Annotated in this window: 17 protein-coding genes and 1 tRNA gene; 8 read left to right on the top strand and 10 right to left on the bottom strand. The window is 64.6% G+C overall.

The window, feature by feature from the left end:
* Window positions 1–62: 62 nt before the first annotated feature.
* From WA702_RS15685 to WA702_RS15695, 3 genes are all read left to right on the top strand, one after another.
* On the top strand, window positions 63–1,505 hold the full coding sequence (locus tag WA702_RS15685) for a cryptochrome/photolyase family protein (RefSeq protein WP_425111446.1): 1,443 nt from the start codon (window positions 63–65) through the stop codon (window positions 1,503–1,505).
* A 76-nt stretch (window positions 1,506–1,581) separates the two neighbouring features.
* Window positions 1,582–1,890: a histone gene (locus tag WA702_RS15690; protein ID WP_425111447.1), complete on the top strand. Its 309-nt coding sequence runs from the start codon at window positions 1,582–1,584 to the stop codon at window positions 1,888–1,890.
* Between the two features lie 249 nt (window positions 1,891–2,139).
* Complete coding sequence (locus WA702_RS15695; protein WP_425111464.1) at window positions 2,140–4,392, top strand: cation:proton antiporter; 2,253 nt, start codon at window positions 2,140–2,142, stop codon at window positions 4,390–4,392.
* A 12-nt stretch (window positions 4,393–4,404) separates the two neighbouring features.
* On the opposite strand, the gene WA702_RS15700 is transcribed toward WA702_RS15695, so the two are convergent.
* Window positions 4,405–4,848, bottom strand: coding sequence for a hypothetical protein (locus WA702_RS15700; protein WP_425111465.1), 444 nt, complete (start codon window positions 4,846–4,848; stop codon window positions 4,405–4,407).
* A gap of 227 nt (window positions 4,849–5,075) precedes the next feature.
* Between WA702_RS15700 and WA702_RS15705 the strand changes: the two genes are divergently transcribed.
* From WA702_RS15705 to WA702_RS15720, 4 genes are all read left to right on the top strand, one after another.
* Window positions 5,076–5,345, top strand: coding sequence for a hypothetical protein (locus tag WA702_RS15705; protein WP_425111448.1), 270 nt, complete (start codon window positions 5,076–5,078; stop codon window positions 5,343–5,345).
* A gap of 140 nt (window positions 5,346–5,485) precedes the next feature.
* A tRNA-Arg gene (locus WA702_RS15710) sits at window positions 5,486–5,562 on the top strand.
* 796 nt (window positions 5,563–6,358) lie between these two features.
* Window positions 6,359–6,553, top strand: coding sequence for a hypothetical protein (locus WA702_RS15715; protein WP_425111449.1), 195 nt, complete (start codon window positions 6,359–6,361; stop codon window positions 6,551–6,553).
* A 246-nt stretch (window positions 6,554–6,799) separates the two neighbouring features.
* On the top strand, window positions 6,800–7,003 hold the full coding sequence (locus WA702_RS15720) for a hypothetical protein (RefSeq protein WP_425111450.1): 204 nt from the start codon (window positions 6,800–6,802) through the stop codon (window positions 7,001–7,003).
* Window positions 7,004–7,421: 418 nt separating this feature from the next.
* On the opposite strand, the gene WA702_RS15725 is transcribed toward WA702_RS15720, so the two are convergent.
* Together WA702_RS15725 and WA702_RS15730 are read right to left on the bottom strand one after the other, a co-directional pair.
* Window positions 7,422–7,964, bottom strand: a complete 543-nt coding sequence (locus tag WA702_RS15725) for a hypothetical protein (protein ID WP_425111451.1) — start codon at window positions 7,962–7,964, stop codon at window positions 7,422–7,424.
* A 162-nt stretch (window positions 7,965–8,126) separates the two neighbouring features.
* Window positions 8,127–8,762, bottom strand: a complete 636-nt coding sequence (locus WA702_RS15730; RefSeq protein WP_425111452.1) for a hypothetical protein — start codon at window positions 8,760–8,762, stop codon at window positions 8,127–8,129.
* 321 nt (window positions 8,763–9,083) lie between these two features.
* Between WA702_RS15730 and WA702_RS15735 the strand changes: the two genes are divergently transcribed.
* Complete coding sequence (locus tag WA702_RS15735) at window positions 9,084–9,467, top strand: VOC family protein (RefSeq protein WP_425111453.1); 384 nt, start codon at window positions 9,084–9,086, stop codon at window positions 9,465–9,467.
* A 17-nt stretch (window positions 9,468–9,484) separates the two neighbouring features.
* Here the strand turns inward: WA702_RS15735 and WA702_RS15740 are convergent, their stop codons facing one another.
* From WA702_RS15740 to WA702_RS15770, 7 genes are all read right to left on the bottom strand, one after another.
* On the bottom strand, window positions 9,485–12,166 hold the full coding sequence (locus WA702_RS15740; protein WP_425111454.1) for a PAS domain S-box protein: 2,682 nt from the start codon (window positions 12,164–12,166) through the stop codon (window positions 9,485–9,487).
* Between the two features lie 115 nt (window positions 12,167–12,281).
* On the bottom strand, window positions 12,282–13,082 hold the full coding sequence (locus tag WA702_RS15745) for an NUDIX hydrolase (RefSeq protein ID WP_425111455.1): 801 nt from the start codon (window positions 13,080–13,082) through the stop codon (window positions 12,282–12,284).
* A gap of 3 nt (window positions 13,083–13,085) precedes the next feature.
* Window positions 13,086–14,042, bottom strand: coding sequence for a dihydrodipicolinate synthase family protein (locus tag WA702_RS15750; RefSeq protein WP_425111456.1), 957 nt, complete (start codon window positions 14,040–14,042; stop codon window positions 13,086–13,088).
* Between the two features lie 130 nt (window positions 14,043–14,172).
* Window positions 14,173–15,051, bottom strand: a complete 879-nt coding sequence (locus tag WA702_RS15755) for an SDR family oxidoreductase (protein ID WP_425111457.1) — start codon at window positions 15,049–15,051, stop codon at window positions 14,173–14,175.
* A 192-nt stretch (window positions 15,052–15,243) separates the two neighbouring features.
* Complete coding sequence (locus WA702_RS15760; RefSeq protein ID WP_425111458.1) at window positions 15,244–16,104, bottom strand: MaoC/PaaZ C-terminal domain-containing protein; 861 nt, start codon at window positions 16,102–16,104, stop codon at window positions 15,244–15,246.
* 341 nt (window positions 16,105–16,445) lie between these two features.
* The gene (locus tag WA702_RS15765; protein WP_425111459.1) at window positions 16,446–16,835 is read right to left on the bottom strand and encodes a Zn-ribbon domain-containing OB-fold protein; all 390 of its coding nucleotides are present in this window, start codon (window positions 16,833–16,835) and stop codon (window positions 16,446–16,448) included.
* The coding region (locus tag WA702_RS15770) for a thiolase C-terminal domain-containing protein (RefSeq protein WP_425111460.1) at window positions 16,835–17,059 on the bottom strand (225 nt) is incomplete at its 5' end. The genes WA702_RS15770 and WA702_RS15765, both read right to left, overlap by 1 nt.

Genomic DNA, 17,059 nt, shown 5'->3' on the forward strand with positions numbered 1-17,059 from the left:
AATTTGCGTCACCGTGAAACTACGGTGAAAACCACCGGACCGGCAGAACGGTACCTGCAAGCATGACCGCTTTGCCCATTATCGTCTGGTTCCGCGAGAGCCTGCGACTGTCAGATCACCCGGCGCTGGCCGCCGCCGCGGAGCGCGGCGCCCCCGTGATCTGCCTCTACGTATTCGACGAGCACAGTCCGGGCCTGCGTCCGCTCGGCGGCGCCACGCGCTGGTGGTTGGCGCAATCGCTTCGGTCCTTGCAAACGAGGCTGCGCGAAATCGGAAACGACCTGGTGCTCCGGTGCGGCGCGGCCGCGACCGTCGTGCCGGCGGTGGCGCGCGAGAGCAATGCGAGCGCCGTGTTCTGGAACGACGTCGCCCAGGCGCCGCAACGCGATGTGGCAAAGGACGTCGACGAGGCGCTCGCGATGCTCGGGATCGAATCTAACAGCTTTGCCGACGATTTGCTGGTCGATCCATTGCGCCTGCGCGGCAAGGATGGCCGCGGCCCGCGGGTGTTCACGCCGTTCTGGAAACGCCTGGTCGCTTTGGGCGATCCGCCACAAACGCTGCCGGCGCCAAAGTCGCTCACGCCCGTCGCCGGCATCTCCGGTCTCAGCGTGGAGCAGCTCGAACTCGAGCCGACGGCGCCGGACTGGGCCGGCGGCCTGCGCGAGACCTGGCAGGTCGGCGAGCGCGCGGCGCAAGCGCGCCTGGCCTCCTTCCTCGAAACCACCGTGCAGACCTATGTCGCCGACCGCGACCGTCCCGACCAGGACGGCACGTCGCGCCTCTCGCCGCACTTGCGCTTCGGCGAGATCAGCCCGCGGCAGGTCTGGCACGCCGCCCGCTTTGCCGCCGCGGCGCGGCCGGTGACGGCTGGCGGCATCGACAAATTCATGAGCGAACTCGGCTGGCGCGAGTTCAGCCGGCATCTGCTCCACGACCGGCCTGATCTCGCGACCCGCAACCTGCAGGCCACCTTCGACGCCTTCCCCTGGCGGCACGACGATGCGGGCTTACGGGCCTGGCAGCGCGGCCGAACCGGCTATCCGATCGTCGATGCCGGCATGCGCGAGCTCTGGCACACCGGCACCATGCACAACCGGGTCCGGATGGTGGTGGCGTCCTTCTTGGTGAAGCATCTCCTGATCGACTGGCGCCATGGCGAGCGTTGGTTCTGGGACACGCTGGTCGATGCCGATGCTGCCAGCAATCCGGCGAGCTGGCAGTGGGTCGCGGGCTCCGGCGCCGATGCAGCGCCCTATTTCCGCGTCTTCAACCCTGTGTTGCAAGGCGAGAAATTCGATCCGGACGGCGCCTATGTCCGGCGTTGGGTGGGCGAGCTTGCGGCGCTGCCGGCGCCCCTGATCCAGCGTCCCTGGAGCGCCACGCCGGTTGAGTTGGCGAGCGCCGGCGTCACGCTCGACGGCAACTATCCGGCCCCGATCGTCGACCACAAGATGGCCCGCGAACGCGCGCTGGCCGCCTACGCACGCGCACGCAAGGGATGAGTAGTTTGTTGTTCGCTTTGACAGCTCGAAGAATCCAGCTATCGTTACCGTTGTTATCAACAGATCGGGGGATCCGATGGACGACACGCCACTCATCGACCAGGCGACGGATGCGATCAACTCCGCCGCCGACGCTGCCAAGGAAGCCGTCGCGACCGTGATCAAGAAGGTCCGCCGCGCCGCCAAGCCCGCTTCCAAACCTGCCAAGAAGGCTGCTCCGAAGCGCGCCGCAGCCAAGGCCAAGAAGGCCGCAACCAAGACCTCGGGCAAGAAGAGCGCCAAGAAGGCGGCGAAGAAGACCACCAAGAAGACTGCAAAGAAGGCGACCAAGAAAGCCGTCACCAAGAAAGCAAAGAAGGCCAAGAAGGGCTACAAGAAGGGCTGAGACGGTCGCGGCCCGAAGGAAGCATGGCCGGAATGGGCCGCCTGCTTCCGCGATGCAATCCAGCGCCCGAGTGGGGACTGTCCGGTGCTGGATTGCCTCGTTTCAAGGGTGTGAATGCGGACGGCCACGCGCCCTTGCGGCGCGTGGAACTTAATCCGGCGGACCGGCTTAGCCCGGCGCATGGATAGGCAGGACGCAATGCGGTCCACGAGGGCGGTCGCTGGCCGGTGGCTCCGTCTCAATGCCGCTATGGTCACCTGGGGCGGCGTCGTTTCCGTTTTGACCGTGACTGTTTTGACCGTGTCGCTCGCTTATGCCGACGAGGGCGGCGGCGGCAAAGCCGGCTCCGAATTCCTGCTGCTGGTCCAGATCGCGCTGCTGATCGGCGTCGGCCGCGGGCTCGGCGAAGTGATGCAGCGGATGGGCCAGCCCTCGGTGATCGGCGAGTTGCTGGCCGGCCTGGTGCTTGGGCCCTCGCTGTTCGGTTGGATCTGGCCGTCGGCGCAGGTCGCGATCTTTCCGCATGATCCGGCGCAGAAGGCGATGCTCGACGGCATCGCGCAGTTCGGCATCCTGCTGCTGCTGTTACTGACCGGGATGGAGATCGATCTCAAATTGGTCCGTAAGGTCGGCCGCCCCGCGGTGACGATCTCGCTGTTCGGCATCGTGCTGCCGTTCACCTGCGGCTTCGCGCTCGGCGAGTTCATGCCGGAAGGCCTGTTGCCGCGTCCGGAAGCGCGGCTGGTCGCGGCGCTGTTTCTCGGCACCGCGCTGTCGATCTCCTCGATCAAGATCGTCGCTGTGGTGGTGCGGGAGATGAACTTCATGCGCCGCAATGTCGGCCAGATCATCGTGGCCTCCGCGATCATCGACGACACGCTCGGCTGGATCATCATCGCTGTGATCTTCAGCCTGGCCTCGCAGGGCAGCATCGATCTCGCCTCGATCAGCAAGGCGCTGCTGGGCACGATCGCCTTCCTGGTCTTCAGCTTCACCTTGGGACGGCGGCTGGTGTTCCAGCTGATCCGCCTCGCCAACGACCATCTCGTCAGCGCCTCGCCTGTGGTCACCGTGATCCTGCTCCTGATGAGCACAATGGCGCTGATCACGCATTTGATCGGCGTCCATACGGTGCTCGGCGCCTTCATCACGGGCGTCCTGGTCGGTGAGTCCCCGATCCTGACCAAGCAGATCGACGAACGGCTGCGCGGCCTGATCGCGAGCCTGTTCATGCCGGTGTTCTTCGGCCTCGCCGGCCTCGGCACCGACCTGACCAAGCTGGGCAGCCCCGAACTCCTGCTGTTCACGGCCGCGCTGATCGTGATCGCCAGCGTCGGCAAGTTCACCGGCGCCCTGGCCGGCGGTGCGGCGGGCGGCCTGACGCGGCGGGAATCCCTGGCGCTCGCCAGCGGGATGAACGCGCGCGGCTCGACCGAGGTGATCATCGCCTCGATCGGCCTGTCGATGGGAGTGCTGACGCAAAACTTGTTCTCGATGATCGTCACCATGGCGATCCTGACCACGCTCGCGATGCCGCCGATGCTGCGCGGCGCGCTAGCCCGGCTGCCGCCGCGCCGCGAGGAGCAGGACCGGCTCGATCGCGAGGAATTCGAGGACAAGGGCTTTGTCGGCAACCTCGAACGGCTGTTGCTGGCGGTTGATGACGGCGGCAATGCCGAGCTCGCCGCCAAGGTTGCGGGCTGGCTCGCCGCGCCCCGAGCGCTGCCGACCACCGTGTTTCAGGTCGATCCTCATCTGCACGCTGCGGAAAGCTCGGAGACGATCGTCAAGGAGGCGGCGCGGCAAGGCGGCGTGCATGGCGAGATCGACGTGACCACGCGTGTCCCGGAGCCAAAACTCAGAACGACGTTGCGCGAGGTGGTTGCCGACGAGGCGCGCAAGGGGTTCGACCTGCTGCTGATCGGCCTCTCTCCGGTGCTGACGGCGGATGGCCGCTTCAGCGGCCCGCTGCAGGAACTCGCAGCCGGCTTCGAGGGGCCGTTGGCGCTGGTGCAAGCCGCCGACAGCGGCCACGGTACGCTGCTAACGGGCGATCTTCGCATCCTGGTGCCGGTGTCCGGCAGCGGCGTGTCGCGGCGCGGCGCGGAGGTCGCGATCGCCATTGCCCGCGTCCGCGCAGCCCGGCTCCACCTCATCTACGTCTCGACCACGCGCGATCAAGGCACGCGCCGCGGGACGACGGATGGAGCGCAGGAGCGTGCGTCTCAGGTTCTGAGGGAGACGGCGGCGATCGCTGCACGCTACGAGCTTGCGGTCACGACACGCGTTCACGCCAGCGCCGCGCCCGAGCGGGCGATCCTGCAGGAGATCGATACGGCGGGTGCCGATCTGGTCGTGCTGGGCGTCGACCGGCTGCAGGGCGAGACGTTGGATTTCGGATCCGTTGCGGCCGCGGTGCTGGCCCGATCGCGGGTACCCGTGCTGCTGGTCTCCACCGAAGCCAACCAGGCGGCATCACGGCCTTCGACGACCAAGCCCTGATGGGCCCCTCGCCTACCAGGCGTCCGGACAGGGATCGACGATCTTCCAGAGTTCGGCCCCGTTCTTGATCTTCTTCATCTCGGTGGTGAGCCCGCCGTTGCGGCGAATCCAGTCTTTCAAGGGGTCGGGATAATAGGACATCAATTCCGAAGTGCCCTCGAGGCTCGTCACCTTGATCCCGAACGTGAACGACTTGTCGTAATAGGCTTCATGGACGCCGATGCTGGCACGCGGCGTGACGCAGATCTTGTTCAGCGGCACGATGCCGAACACCAGCGTGCAGGCCGAGTTGCAGATGCCGTCGATGATGACGCGCTGATGGGTATCGCGGACGTGCTGATACCTGGCTTTGTATTCCTCAATATAGCCGCCGTGGTCGCGCGTGATGTGCATATCGGCGCGCGCCGGCGAGGCGAGGCTCAACGTAAGCAGCAGCAGCGGAAGCAGGCGGCGCATCAGCGGACGGGACCCCAATCGATCTTCAGCAGGCGCTAACCCCAGATCCTTCGTCGCAAAGACTTTTGCCAGACTCTGTTATGAATCGGTTAAGCATTGAGAAACGGTCGAAAATTTGGCAATGCGGCCACCGTTTCGCTGTTTTTCCGCAGCTTTTGCGGCGTGTTCGGGTTAGATTGTCCTCGGCAAAGTGGGGCGTTGGCCCGAGTTCCGGAGAAAAAAGCAAGATGAGCACATCGAAATTGGTCCTCGCCGCCCTGATTGTGTCAGCGAGTCTTGTTCCCACTCTCTCGGAAGCGCACGCCCGGCACCGTCATCATCATCATTGGCACCACGGCTATCTCGGCCTGCCCTATCCGATCAGCTATCTGCACAATTATGGCCCGGGCCCGCTGCCGGGCACCTTCGCCTATTATGATGGTCCTTCGACCAACCACTGCTATCAGAGCGCGGCCGCCTATCTTGGCCAAGACGGCCGCCGCCATCCCTGCTTCTGACGGTCATGCCGCGTGAGACGCGCGGCGGACATCCCGCAGACGGGATTATCTTCTCCGGGAGCGGACAGCACCGCTGGCCCTCCCCGCTCAAGTCTGGTATCCGAAAAGCCGCTGGCCGGACGTTCGCGGCCGGAGCAGATGCGCTCGTAGCTCAGCTGGATAGAGCATCGGATTTCGATTCCGAGGGCCGGAGGTTCGAATCCTTCCGAGCGCGCCATTTCCGTACAACGTAGCGGGCACCGACCCCAGCTGATCCTCTGCCAATCCCCAAGCGCAATAAGCTTCTCGGGCGAGCGAACGCCATCGGAAGCGCTTTGTCCTCCAGCTCGCCAATCGGGACTGCCGGATCGAAGCCGTTATCCAACGCGGTCAGCGGAACGATCGCGCTATCGTCGTCGTGATGGCGGCGTGATGGCGGCCTCCAGCAGCGTCGGGCTCGCCGCTATCCAGATCGCCAATCATGTGGGGGCGATACCGCGCCATGACGCGGGAGTGCCGCCAACGCCAATCTCTCATCCAGGCCGGCGCTGCTGATACCGTCGCGCTCGAAGATCGCAATCTCGCTGCACGGGCTGAGAGATCGCTGGCACGGAAGACGTGCGGATAGCTTCCGATCTCGTCGCAAGAACAACGCGCGGCAGTAAGAACGCACGACCGCAATGCTTGAGCGCCGCAGCAAGATGAAGCAATCGCGCGAGCTGCAATCTCGACTAACTATCGTAGTAGTATCAGGTGCGCGCTATATCCGATGGCCGCTGTATGACGTCGGCGTATCGAAATGTCGAACGCGCAGCGCGACGCGGAGCCGCATGCACTCACATTGCGAAGCGCCGTAACAAAAAAAGCCGATTTTCATCTAAAAAAAGCGGAACTTGCTGATTAGAGAAGAGCTAAAGCAGCTAAAAAAGAGCTGCCCGCAAGTCCATCAAGGCCTTTCCGCACAACTGGTGGATCGTGATCTTGCCCGGGGTTTCTCGGGCGGGCAGGCGGAGGAAACAGGTAGGTATTTAGTCATGTCTCGTAAGCTTACGCCGCGCCAAGTGATCGCCCGCTCCTACCCAACCTGGGACTACGCCATGGCCGATCGACTGATCGCGTGGCTCCAGGATTGCGGCTACCAAATCGTGCAGAAGTCGGAGACCAACACCGACGTCGTCGCCCCTCTGCTGGATCAGCCGACGTTGCCCGAACTCATGCACGCCTGCTGAGCTGACGTCTCTCTCACCTTCCGCCGGATCGGCGTCCTCGCGACATCACGAGCACGTCATACGAGCGCCTGCGAAAAGCCCGAACCTTACGACCTCGTGATGCAACCAATCGCTAACGACGGTGGCAGAACGCTCGCTGCGCATCCATATGTGCAGCTGTCGCCCCGCCACGACAAATGGTATCCGGAACCACCGCTCGGTCTCCAGGTTGACGGGCGGGAGCCGAGAAGGTCGAAGGGTACAAGCATGTCTCGCAAGCTTACACCACGCCAAGTCATCGCCCGATCCTACCCCAGCTGGGACTACGCCATGGCCGACCGTTTGATCGCCTGGCTCGATGATTGTGGGTACGAGATTGTCGAAAAAGACTCCACACGCCACCTTGACGCGAGTCTGGTCCCAGAGGCGTCGGACGCCCAGGAGCAGCTCAGGCGCGCGCGCGCACACTGACCTAATCGGATCGAAGCCGTGGCGCCGTCGCAGCTAGCGGCCAATATGGAAGTTCGTGCAGCTTCTCTGCCGCCAAGCCATCCGAGAAGGGCTCGCACCATTTCCTGCATCTGCAGGGTAAGCGGCGCCCGATGGCGCTGATTGTGTGACTTCTTCAATGACGTCGCGATGTGCCGGCGCAGGCAGAATTCTCCTCGACGCAGCGGCAGCGCTGCAGAAGACGCCAGTCAATTCCATTCGACGGGCCGCACACCGGACTTCGAAAGCCTGCCCTTAAAGATCGCGCCAGAGATCGTCCCCCCAAGCATCACATCGCTGGCGCGCCGGAGCGGCTTGAGAGGCCACGAAAGCTAGTCAAGCAAAGCAACGGCATATGCCGCGCTGAGAGGGATCATCGATGGCCGAGCGGACCCGGCCTTCACCAGATCGAGTCGAAGAAGCCGAAATGCGGTTGCGGCTGCTGGGCGACCAGCATCATTGGGCGTGATGCATGGGCCTTCGCAATTCTGCGCTTCGGTTTCGCTTCGGTCCGGCTAGGCTCGGGCTTGGTCTTGGTTTCCGTCACCTTCGGCACAGCGGCGTCGGCAACTTTGAGTGTGGCCGGCTCGGCCGCTTTGATAGCGCCATTGTCGACCAGCTTTGCGGGAGATATGCCCTTTGGCGCTACCGTTCCCATTTGCGCGAATGCGTCGCGCACCTTCGTCTTCTGCGTGTCAGCCATAGTGCTAGCCTGCAACGCAGGGGCAGCCTTGGCAAGGTCGGCCTTGGCTATGTCAGCCTTGATCGCATCCGCTTGGGCGGTCTCGACCAGCGCCCTCGATACGGTGGTGTCGATTACGACCCGCTCGGGCCATTTGCGCTCGGATCGGATCCGTATCGTCGGCAGATCGGAGCCGGACTTTAGTGTTGCCGGGAGCGGGACTGGCGCGACCACTGCATTACAGACAAACAGCAGCGCCAACAGCGCCCCACCGACAAACACGAAATAGCGCAAAACGGGCATAACCGTACCACTCCGTCCGCGCGGGGCTCGCCGGACCATCCCCCAACGGGGGACCACGAGAATATGTTCCCTACATGGTCACGCCGGTTCAAACACGGAAGGAAACTTTGCGTGACTTAATTAGGTTTTGCTCGCGGCCACCAGGGTGCATTTTGCCTTGCTGGCGTTAACGTTGACGAAGCCAACGTGAAAGGCGGTGAAGGTCTTGCGGCTCTTCATGTTCACAGTACCTGGCACGATCCGCGCACGATCCGTGAGGTGACTGCCGTCGCGACGGCTGAAGGCGCAAGCGAGCTCGAGATCCTTGACCGCGTAGGGATTGTCGTTCCGTAACGTGAAGGTCACCAGCGCCTTCGAGCCGAGCCCGCCCCTGCGCCAGGACTGCGAGGAGATCCGCAGGCCGTTAACAGCCGGTGGCTCGAGCGACGCTGTTGGCTTGTCCTCCGGTGCGGTCGGCTGGGGCGCGGCATAGGCCTGGCTTTGGCCGGCGGCCGCTGCAGGCGCCGTCGTGGCCGGAGTTGCTCCGCCCTGAACTGCCATTCCCACAGTCGACGGATCAGCGCTTCCAGTGGTTTGATTTGCGTTGGCCTGATTGCCGTTGGCCTGACCGGAAGCGTTCGGCTTTACCGATTGGCTGGCTGAGGTCGTGTCGGTCACGTCGCCCGCGACGTGGATCAGGCCACCGTCAGCGCTCTCGCTATCGTCGACCCATATGACGAGCCAAGCTCCCGCCCCGACCAGCAGCACCAGCGCCACTGCGAGTGCGGTTAATATTTTCAGGCGCCCTGCTCCGGCCTCGCGCGGCCTGCCAAGGGAAGAACCGATCCGGTTGAATCGGCGCCACAACGAACGACAGAGCCCAGTGCTCATCTCAGCACCATCGATCAGCGCATGGGCGCGCTTGGAGCGTCAACCCGCGAACGCTGCGATGGTTGCATGCGAAATCGACAATTAGAAGGCGAATCCGCAAGCCGGCTTCGAATGCCGTGACCGGGGGATGGCCTTGAAGGACATCGGCAGCTAACGTGCGACCCCCACCCGTTTTCTCAGCCTGCCACTTCGAGAGAGATCGCACCTATGCTGAACGTCACCTGGGATCATATCCACCTGCGCACCTCCGACCCGGAGGCGACCGCGACCTGGCTCCAGGACATGCTCGGCGGCGAGATCATCCGCAACCCCGGCCGCATCGACGTCAAGCTCGGCGGTGCCAGCATCTTCATCGCGCCGGTCAAACCGGGCGACGGCGTCAACGAGTCGCCGGTGACGCCCCATCAAGGGCTCGATCATTTCGGCCTCGCGGTGAAGGACATCGACACGGCGGCAGCCCAGCTCAAGGCCAAGGGCGTCATCTTCACCACCGAGCCGACCACGATCCGGCCCGGCGTGCGCATCTGCTTCATCCGCGGGCCGCAGGGCATCTCGATCGAGCTTTTAGAGCGCGACAAGAAGTATACCTGATCGTGCCTGATTGATCCCTACTCCGCGGCCTGCTCCAATGGCGCGGTGCGCGGCAGGATGATCTGGATCCGCGTGCCTTCACCCGGTTCGGACGCGAGATCCAGCCGGCCGCCGAGCCGGTTGGTGACGATGTTGTAGACGATGTGCAGCCCGAGCCCGGTGCCGCCCTGGTCGCGGCGAGTGGTGAAGAATGGATCGAAGGCGCGACGGCGGACGTCGAGACTCATGCCGCAACCATTGTCCGAGAACACGATCTCGACATTGTCGCGGCCGGATTCGCGCGCGTGGATCGTGATCATGCCCTGACGACCATCAGGAAAGGCGTGCGAAACCGCGTTGAGGAACAAATTGGTCAGCACCTGGCCATAGGGACCGGGATAGCTGTTCATCACGAGATTGGGCTGACAGTCGACATTGAGCGTGAGGTTGTGCTTGCGCAGGCCCGGCCGCAGGCTCATCACCACTTGCTCGGTGAGATCGGCAAGATCGAAGCTGCGCTGGTCGGAATAGTTGCGGTCGGCCGCGACCTGCTTGAATGACTGGATCAGTTCGGCGGCACGGTTGAGGTTGGCGACGAGCTGCCCCGCCGCGTTGCGGCTGGTGTCGAGGAAATCGTTCAGGCTGGAGCGCCGGAGCTCGCCGCGCGCGACCTCTTCGCCGAACCGCTCGGTCTTGCGTTCGAGCGCGGAGGCCACCGTCAGGCTGATGCCGACGGGATTGTTGACCTCGTGGGCGACGCCCGCAACCATCCGTCCCAGGGCCGCCAGCTTTTCCGCCTCGATCAGCGAAGCCTGGGTCTCGCGCAGATTGCGCAGCGCGGTCTCGGCGGCGTCCTTGGCCTTGAGCATCTCGCGCTCGCTCTTCTTGCGTGCGCCGATGTCGAGCGCCACCGTGACGATCCGGTCGATCTCACCGCCGGCATCGAGCAACGGCATCTTGTTGACCAGCCATTGCCGCATATGGCCGGCGGAATCCATGTACTCCTCTTCATAGAAGCCGAGCCCGCCTTTGGTCGCCAGCACCCGCTTGTCGTTGGCATCGGTCTTGTCGGCGCCGTAGCGCGCCATCAATTCGCCGGTGGTGCGGCCGAGCGCATCCTTCGGATCGACGCTGAAAATGCCCGCCATATAGCGGTTCATCAGCACATAGCGCAGGTTGCGGTCCTTCACGTTGATGACCGCCGGCACGGTGTCGATCACCTCCTGCAGCAACTTGCGGCCTTCGGCGATCGCCTCTTCGGCGCGCTTCTGGTCGGTGATGTCGCGCACGCTGCCCTCATAGCGCACCACCTCGCCGTCATCGTCGCGCACCGCGGCCGAGCTGTCGGACAGCCAGCGGATCTCGCCATCGCGCCGGCGCACCTGGTACTCGAAATCGCGCACCATGCCGTCACGCGCCATCAAGGCCTGGAATTCCTCACGCGCCTCCGGATGGACGTAGATCGTCTCGGCGACATCGCCGACCGAGCGGATCAGCTGCTCGGCCGAGTCGTAGCCCATGATCCGCGCCAGCGCCGGGTTGGCGTTGACAATCAGGCCGCCGGGGGTCGTGACATAGATGCCGTCGATCGAGGCCTCGAACAGCTTGCGATAGCTCTCCTCCGCCAGCCGCTGCTCGGCCAGCGCGCGCACCGCGGCCTCGCGGGCGGCATCGGCCTCGACCAGGGTGCGGCGGAACACCTCGGCTGCGCGGGCGATATCGCCGATTTCGTTCTCGACATCGGTCCCTGGGATCGAGGCCTCCTTCTCTCCGGCCGCAAGCGCACGGATCGAGCCGGCGATCGAGACCAGGGGCCGCACGGTGCGCCGGACCACGAACAAAGCGGCGAAGATGCCGATCAACACGCCGGAGGTGCCGAGAATGATGCTCTGCCATTTGGTCTCGGCCAGGGTCCGGGCGAAATCGCGCGACAGCACCTTGCCCTGCTGCGCGCTGAGCGCCCGCAGCAGCTCGGTGACACGGCCGATCAGCCGGCCCTCGGTGCCCAGCACCTCCTTGTCGAGGCGTGCAATCTGGTCCTCGGTGCCTGCGATCGCGATAATGCCGTCGGCATAGCTGTCGGCGGCGGTGCGCAGATTGGCGTCGTCGACCTGTAACGCCTTCATGCTCCGCGCCGCCTGCTCGGCGGCGGCCGGGTCATGCGCGAGCAGCGCGCCATTGATCTGGTTCTGCAGCCGGAACAGCGCCCGCGCCGTGTTGCGGTCCGGGACCTCGGCGATCGCCCCCTCGAACCGGACCCGCGTCGCCGGCAGCGTATTGAGCAGCTCGGCGCGGTGGGCGATCAGCGCGCCGACGCGATCGATCCCCTCGCGATAATTGGCCAGCCGCTGCGACACGCCGTCGATCATCGCCTGCTGTTCCGGCGCGAGCCCGAGCCGGGTCTTCTTCAAAAGCGCGCTCAGCTCGCTGGCTGCCGGTGACACGCGGTCGGAGCGCGCGCCGGGATCGGTGACGAAATCACGCGCGGCGAGCCGCAGCTCGTTCATGCGGCGGTCGATCTCCTCGGCGAGGTCGCCGACGTCCTGCAGCCGCTGCAGCTCGGCAAAGGTGGCGTCGATATGCCGGATCGCGACCACGCTCGCCATGCTGGTCGCAGCGATCACCGCGAGCAGCAGCAGAAAGCTGCCAAAGGTCAGTTGCCCGATTGACAGGGACATCGACCTGATACGATTGAAAACCGCCGCGAACGCTGCTGGCATACTCTTCGGGATCCGGTTCGGAACCGCACTATATATCAGCCGCGCCGCGGCCTGGAGAACGAATTACGAACAAAATGATGCGGGGGATGCAACATTACGCTACATCCCTAATGCCTTAGCCCACCGCGCCGACCTCGAAAACCTCGCCATCATAGCCGGCTTCGCGGGGAATGCGCAGCTGGCGCCCGCCATCGGGGGTTTTCGTCATCACCGGCAGTACGGTGACGATGTCCATGCCTCTGGCATCGGTCAGCGCCGCAGCGACATTGGCCTGCTTGCCGAGCCGGATCAGGTTCCTTGTGGTCGGGAATGGCAGCTTGAAACGACCGCTCTCGCCGCCGGCCAGCGCCTCGCGTGGCGACAGCCAGATCGAATCGGTGGATTCCTTGCCGTCATGGACGCCGAGCTGGTCCGGCGGCGCGGCCGCCAGGAAGAACCAGGTGTCGAACCGCTTCGGCATGCCTTCCGGCGTGATCCAATGCGCGTAAGGCACCAGCGCGTCCAGCGCCAGCACCAGGTCGTTGCCGGCCACGACGTCGAGGAACGAGGTCTTGCCCTCGCACAGCGCGACGCGATGCGCGGCCTCGATCTGACGTGCCCTGGCGGCATCGATCAGCACGCCGGAGCCCTTCGCCCGTGCCAGTAGGATGCCGCTCTCCTCAAAGGTCTCGCGAACGCCGGCGATGCGGAAGCCGAGCACATCCGCATCCAGCCCCCCGCCGCCGGAATACAGTTCCGGCCGAGCCGCGATCTCCTTGTCATTCGCATCGACGCTGCCGCCAGGAAACACCAGGGCGCCCGAATTGAACTCGATCTGGTGGTGGCGCACCATCATGAACAATTCGATCTCGGCCGCCGCATTGTCGCGTAGCAGCAGCACGGTCGAGGCCTGACGGACGGCTCGAGGCTCGGTCATCGCCTACTCCGCGGCGCTCGATTGCGGTTGCAGATTGGCGCGGCGGTCAGTACGGGCCACGCGCGACAGCAGATAGTCGACCTCGGCCTTGGCGGCGGCGGTGATGGCGGAGGCCGGCTTGCGCTGGGCGCTGGAGGCGATCGCACTGCGCTTCTGCAGCACGTATTTGCGCACCGCGAGGCCGGCGCCCGGCTGCTGCTCATAGCGAACCAGCGGCAGATGCGCGTCGAACAAATCATGCGCGGCATCGCGCTTGCCTTCGCGCGACAGCTTGACGACATCGACCAGCATCTCAGGGAAGGCGTAGCCGGTCATCGCGCCGTCGGCGCCGCGCTCCATCTCGAAATCGAGGAACAGGCCGCCGTTGCCGCAAAGGATCGACAGTGGACGCAGCGAGCCGTCCTTCTGGAACCCTCGCAAGGCCGAGATCTTCTCCAGGCCCGGCCAGTCCTCGTGCTTGAGCATCACGCAGGATGGGCTGTCCATCACGATCCTGCGGATCACGGATGGTGTGAACACCACGCTCAGCGTCAGCGGATAATCCTGCAGCACCCAGGGAATGTCGGTGCCGATCGCGTCCTGCGCCTGCTTGAAATAGCCTGATATCTGGTCGTCAGTGCGCAAGGATGGCGGCGGCGCGATCATCACGCCGGCGGCGCCGGCATCCATCGATTTCTGCGCCAGCGCACGCATGGTGGCAAAGCCCGGCGCGGAGACGCCGACGATGATCTGCATGTTCTTGGCGCGCTTGGCGAAGCGCACCGCGACCTGCTCGGACTCGGCGGCGTCGAGCTTCGGCGCCTCGCCCATGATGCCGAGCACGGTGATGCCGTCACAGCCCGCCTCGCCGTAGAAATCGACCAGGCGGTCGATCGAGGCCTCGTCGATGCGGCCGTCATCATGGAACGGGGTCGGCGCAATCGCGAAAGTGCCCTTGGCGTCGGCGGTGAGTTTGGTCATGTGTGTCTCTGCTTTCTCATCTGTCATTCCGGGGCGCGCAAAGCGCGAACCCTCAGGTGCGCAATCGCGCACCGAGAATCTCGAGGTTCCGGGTTCGATGCTGCGCATCGCCCCGGAACGACGCGTTACCTTAGAAACGCCGCGCGCCCATCTTGATCTGCTCCTCCGAGAAGAAGATCTCCTTGGCGTGGCTGACGATATCCTCCGCCTTCCAGCCCGTAAACGGCGGCTTCCAGCCGTCCATCTCCATCATCCGCATCTCCCGCACGCCGCGCGGGCCGGAGACACCGAGCACCTTGCCGGTCTGGTCGCCGGAGAGGTCGGAGACCATGTAGAGCACCGCCGGCGCGATGCCATCAGGCCCGAGCGCCGCGCCCGGGTTCTCCTTATAGCGCGGCAGGTCCGCGGTCATGCGCGTGAGCGCGCCCGGCGCCAGGGTCCAGACCCGGATGTTGTACTTGCGGCCTTCGATCGCCAGCACGTTGGAAAGGCCCCAGATGCCACCCTTGGCGGCGCCGTAATTGTGCTGGCCGAAATTGCCGATCAGGCCCGAGGTCGAGGAGGTGTTGACGATGACGCCGCCGCCATTCTCGCGCTGCCAACGGAACACCGGCAGGGTACAGCAGAAGGTGCCTTTGAGATGCACCTTGATGACCTTGTCGAAATCGGCCTCGCTGGCCTTGGGAAAGGTCTGGTCGCGCAGGATGCCGGCATTATTGACCAGGATGTCGGCACGGCCGAAATGTTTGATCGCGTCGTTGAACACCGACTGGCCGCCTTCCATCGTCGAGATGTCGGCGCCGTTGGCGGCCGCCCGGCCGCCCTCGGCTTTGATCGCGGCGACCACCTGCTCGGCCATCGTGAGGTCCGCACCGGAACCGTCGCGCGGTCCGCCGAGATCGTTGACCACCACCGCCGCACCCTCGCGCGCGAACAGCTTTGCGTAAGCCTCCCCTAAGCCGCCGCCCGCGCCGGTAACGATCGCCACCTTGCCGTCGAGCAATCCCATTGGTGTCCTCCCTGTTATTGTTGTCGTTCCGGGCGCCCTCTCGCCGTCATTGCGAGCGACGCGAAGCAATCCAGGAGCCCAGTCGAAGACTCTGGATTGCTTCCGCCGTCGCCCTTCGGGCTATGGCGGACAAGTCGTCGCTTCGCTCCTCGCAATGACGCCTGAGCAAGCATCCGCGTTCTGACGTGAGCGTCAACCCAACACCGTCCGGCCGTTCTTGATCACGGTGACGCCCCGCGCCTTCACCTTGGCCTCGAACGAGATCACCTCGCCGTCCTTCCACAGATCGATGGTCACGATCTCGCCGGGATAGACTGGCGAGGAGAACCGCGCCGCGTGCTGCCTGAACGCCGCGGGGTCGTAATCCGCATAGGTCTGCAGCACGCCGCGGCAGGTGATGCCGTAGGTGCACATGCCGTGCAGGATCGGCCGCGGGAAGCCGGCGCGCTTGGCGAAGCCGGGATCGGAATGCAGCGGGTTGCGGTCGCCACAGAGGCGATAGACCAGCGCTTGGTCCGGCCGGGTCGCAATGTCGATGCTGCGGTCCGGTGCGCGGGTCGGCACCGGATGCGGATCGGGGATGCCGCCGGAGGGGCCGCCAAAGCCGCCATCGCCGCGGGCGAAGCGCGAGGCCATCAAGGTCGCCAGCGGCTCACCCTGCTCGTCGCGCAGGATGGTCTGGTGCCGGATCACCGCGCCCTTGTCCTTCCCCTTGTCTGACACGGCCAGCACCGAGGAATCCGCCGTGATGTTTGCGGCGGTCGCGAGCGGCTTGTGGAAGGTGATGTCGCGTTCGCCGTCGACCACCATCACCCGGTTCAGCTTCATGTCGCCGGGCCCTGCGCCCCACGCCGCGACGGAGGCAAAGGTCGGCACCACCTTCAACGGCCGCGGCTCGGCCGTGGCCTCGTTGACGAAGGCGAGCTCTTTCTCATCCATGGGGTCGGCGCCCATGCCGATGCCACAGGCATAGAGCATCACCTCGCGATCGCCGTAGCTGTACTTCTGGCCGAGGCTCGTCATGGCCATCAGCTCATCGTAATTGATCGGCATGTTGTGAGTTTCCTCCCGCCTCTTGTTTTCTCATCCGCGGTGCCGGTTGATGCGCCCTCTCCCCTTGCGGGAGAGGGCTACAGCGGCACCAGCGTCAAACTCGCTTGGGTGAGGGGTTCGCGCCGCGATCCTCACTTTCAGTTCGAGGATGAGAGAGACCCCTCACCCGCCGCGCTTCGCGCGCCACCCTCTCCCACAAGGGGAGAGGCGCACCGTCCGATTGGCGACAGCCGCGCGAACAGTCGTCAAATCCGTAGGATGGGTTGAGCGAAGCGATACCCATCATCGGTTGCGCAAGCCTTGGTGGGTATCGCTTCGCTCAACCCACCCTACGATCTCCATCAAGCCAACGTAAAGAACGGCAGCGGAGCGCCTTCGGTCGGCTTGAACACCAGCTTCACCTTCTGGCCGATCTTGAGCTTGTCGAAGTCGCAATCGACGATGTTGGTCTGGATCGACGGACCCTCCTTCAACGTCACATAGGCGATCGCATAGGGTCCGGTCGGCGACTTCCGCATCAGACTGTAGGTGTAGATGGTCGCCTCGCCCGACGCCTCCTCCCACACTGTCTTATCCGAGAAGCAGAACGGGCAGATCGTGCGCGGAAAATAATGCGGCTCGCCGCACGCGGTGCAGCGCTTGATCATGAACTTGCCCTGCTTGGCCGCGTCCCAGAACGGCGCGCTTTCCGGATTGGTCACCGGCGCCGGATATTTCTTTGCTTCAGTCATCACACGCGCTCCAGAATGCAGGTCGAGGCGGCGTGGCGGACGCCCAGCAGTCCGCCGGTGCCGTGCGCTATCGCGAGATCGCAGTTCGGCACCTGCACCTTCGGATGCGCTTGCCCGCGCAGCTGGCGCACGGCTTCGATGATCTTGGTCATGCCGCCGCGGTTGACCGGATGGTTGCTACAGAGCCCGCCGCCATCGGTGTTGAACGGCAGCTTGCCGACGCC

It is taken from the genome of Bradyrhizobium sp. (genome assembly GCF_049798375.1).
Lineage (GTDB): Bacteria > Pseudomonadota > Alphaproteobacteria > Rhizobiales > Xanthobacteraceae > Bradyrhizobium.